Origin of the sequence: Microcoleus sp. POL10_C6, from assembly GCF_036701585.1 — a bacterium.
In the GTDB taxonomy this organism is placed as follows: Bacteria; Cyanobacteriota; Cyanobacteriia; order Cyanobacteriales; family Microcoleaceae; genus Microcoleus.
Genome location: NZ_JAUBRB010000128.1, coordinates 1 through 2,711 on the forward strand (window position 1 = coordinate 1; position 2,711 = coordinate 2,711).

Annotated in this window: 6 protein-coding genes; all 6 read left to right on the forward strand. The window is 42.3% G+C overall.

The annotated features are described in order from the left end of the window. The first annotated feature begins 48 nt into the window (after positions 1–48). The 6 genes from QUA34_RS29875 (at position 49) to QUA34_RS29900 (ending at position 2,634) form a co-directional block, all read left to right on the forward strand. Positions 49–465 carry an element excision factor XisH family protein gene (locus QUA34_RS29875; protein ID WP_333391111.1) on the forward strand — a complete coding sequence of 139 codons (417 nt, stop codon included), beginning with the start codon at positions 49–51 and terminating at the stop codon, positions 463–465. Further along, complete coding sequence (locus QUA34_RS29880) at positions 453–788, forward strand: XisI protein (protein WP_333332309.1); 336 nt, start codon at positions 453–455, stop codon at positions 786–788. The genes QUA34_RS29875 and QUA34_RS29880 overlap by 13 nt, the downstream gene beginning before the upstream one ends. Before the next feature lie 228 nt (positions 789–1,016). Then, positions 1,017–1,217: a hypothetical protein gene (locus QUA34_RS29885; protein WP_333332312.1), complete on the forward strand. Its 201-nt coding sequence runs from the start codon at positions 1,017–1,019 to the stop codon at positions 1,215–1,217. Continuing rightward, positions 1,208–1,618, forward strand: a complete 411-nt coding sequence (locus QUA34_RS29890; RefSeq protein WP_333332315.1) for a type II toxin-antitoxin system VapC family toxin — start codon at positions 1,208–1,210, stop codon at positions 1,616–1,618. The genes QUA34_RS29885 and QUA34_RS29890 overlap by 10 nt, the downstream gene beginning before the upstream one ends. Before the next feature lie 184 nt (positions 1,619–1,802). Next, entirely contained in the window at positions 1,803–2,282 is a 480-nt protein-coding gene (locus QUA34_RS29895) for a DUF433 domain-containing protein (RefSeq protein ID WP_333332321.1), read from the forward strand. Beyond that, entirely contained in the window at positions 2,272–2,634 is a 363-nt protein-coding gene (locus tag QUA34_RS29900; RefSeq protein ID WP_333332323.1) for a type II toxin-antitoxin system PemK/MazF family toxin, read from the forward strand. Before QUA34_RS29895 ends, QUA34_RS29900 begins: the two co-directional genes overlap by 11 nt. Positions 2,635–2,711 lie beyond the last annotated feature (77 nt).

The following is a 2,711-nucleotide window of genomic DNA, read 5'->3' on the forward strand; positions in this document are numbered from 1 at the left end:
TTAGGAGTTGGGATTCAATTAAATCTCAGCAAAACTTTTCATTATATCATAAAATTATTTTGCAAGAGATCTAATGTTGTCAAAAATGCCCTCATCAAAGACGGATGGAGAATTACCCACGATCCCTTGAGATTAAAATGGGGAATTAAAGATATGTACGTCGATTTGGGCGCAGAGCGGATTTTAAGTGCTGAGAAGGCTGGACAAAAGATAGCTGTAGAAGTCAAAAGTTTTGTGGGCGCATCAGACATGAATGACCTGGAGAATGCGCTGGGTCAATATTTAGTTTACCGTTCTGTTATCGCTAGAACTGAACCAGATCGAAAGCTCTATCTAGCTATTACACAATCAGTTTTTAGTGAACTATTGTCTGAACCACTCGGTCAAATTATTAGAGCAGATTATCAAGTATGTTTAATCGTTTTTTCTGAAAAAAATGAGGAGATAGTACAATGGGAACCTTAGAAAATTATCGTCGCATTATCAAAAAAATTCTGACTGAATATGCTCAAATACCTTATGCTTATGGAGATATTCAGATCGAAACGGTTTTTGATAGCGATTCCGACCGTTATTTGCTAATGATATTGGGACGTGAAAACGATATCAGAGTTCACGGATGTTTAGTTCATGTTGATATTATTGAGGGAAAAATTTGGATTCAAAGAGATGGAACTGAACAGGGAATTGCCAATGAGTTAGTAGCGGGGGGAATCCCCAAAGAACAGATTGTTTTGGGATTTCGTTCTCCCAATATTCGGCAGTACACGGGATTTGCTGTCAGTTAAATAGTAGTTTTGGGAGCATGGTAGGCTAGATCGATATTGCCATAGGGGAAAGATTGGGTCGATCGCACTTACTCTGACAGTGTTATTCTAGACCAGGAAGATAGAGAATGGCAAGAATTAGAGGCAGGAGATGCAATTGACTGCTAAAGTAGAGTATGAGTAGTTACTTATTAAGGGCGATCGCAGTAGCTCGATCGATTAACCAGCCACTATCGGAGTGTTTGATTTATGCTAATTGAGAAGATCGTTCAAGAACTACAAGACATTCCCGAAGACAAACTTGCAGAAATCTATGACTTGATTCACTACTTTCGCCTCGGATTAGGACGAGAACAGCCACAGCCTCGCACGCCTGGTTTACTGACAGGAAAACTCGGTGATGCTTTTTTTGAGCCCCTACCAGAAGAGGAACTCGAACAATGGGAATAAGCTATCTCATTGACACCCATATCCTGTTGTGGTGGCTTTTTGACGACCCCAAACTCAATGCCCAATGCCGCGACATCATTCGCAACCCGGATTTTAATATCATTGTCAGCACTGTTTCAGCCTGGGAAATAGCCACCAAATATCGCATCGGTAAACTTCCCGAAGCCAAACAGATTGTTGGGGAATATTCGCAAATCCTCCACCGATCGCAATTTATCGAACTAGCTATAACTTCAGCCCATGCCCTTCGCGCTGGCAGCCTGCCTATTCCCCACCGCGATCCGTTTGACCGGATGATTATGGCACAAGCTGAACTCGAAAATTTACCAGTTATTACTTACGATACAGCTTTTCATACGGGACTGATTGAAGTTATTCCCGCCGCCGAATCAAGATCGTGAGCATGGAAATGGCGATTCCCTTCGGGATAGCTTCGCTTCACGCACTTTTTAGCGATCGCAGACGAAAGAGAGTTAATGGGGATGGGATAAGGGCGATCGCACTTTGGGAAAGGAAGGGCGATCGCTCTTGCTGTGACAGTGCTATCCTAGATAAGAGAGCGATCGGAATAGGGAGGAAAAAATATTGTCAACTATCACCGATATAGGAACTCTAATTAGCCGTCAGCCTGACATACATGGTGGCTGTCCAATTATTGCCGGAACGGGTGTTACAGTCCGGCGCATTGCTATTTGGTACAAGCAAAGTTTGAGTGCAGAAGAAATTGCCGATCGCATCGGGCATTTAACTCTCACCCAAGTCTATGCAGCTTTGACTTATTACCATGCTAACCGAGAGGAAATTGATGCTGATATTGCAGCGGAAGCAGCAGAGGGCGATCGAATAGAAGCATTGAATTCTCAGCGTAAGATTCAAAAGCAGCCGACGGATATAGCTTTGGAAATACCAACAGTAGCACATTATCCCAGTCGCCGAGAATTTATGAAATTACCGCTGGAAGAGAGGGGAAGGATTTTAGAAAGACAAGCTGAGGCAATGTTGCAACATTACCGGGAAGATAGAGAATGGCAAGAATTAGAAGCAGGAGATTTAATTGACTACTAACTCTCCTTCTTCTAAACGGGGTGATATTTGGTTGGCTAATTTTGACCCAACACTGGGAGCCGAAATAAAAAAAATTCGTCCGGCTGTAGTGGTAAGTTCTGATAATGTTGGTAAGTTACCAGTGAAACTGGCTGCACCTATCACAGATTGGAAAGAATATTATGCTGGTAATATCTGGCACGTTAAGATTGAGCCAGATATTGCTAATGGTTTAACGAAAGTTTCGGCAGTAGATGTGTTGCAATTGCGGGGTATGGATGTACAAAGATTCATTCGTAAAATAGGAGAACTTTCGACTACTGATATGGAGGAAATTGCGAGGGCGATTGTGGCTGTAGTAGAGTATCAGTAGTTAGGGTTTGCTGAATAATCGATCGCAAACTAAGAACAGGAGCTCACGATATATTCAAGCAGAGTTAAATATAAGTT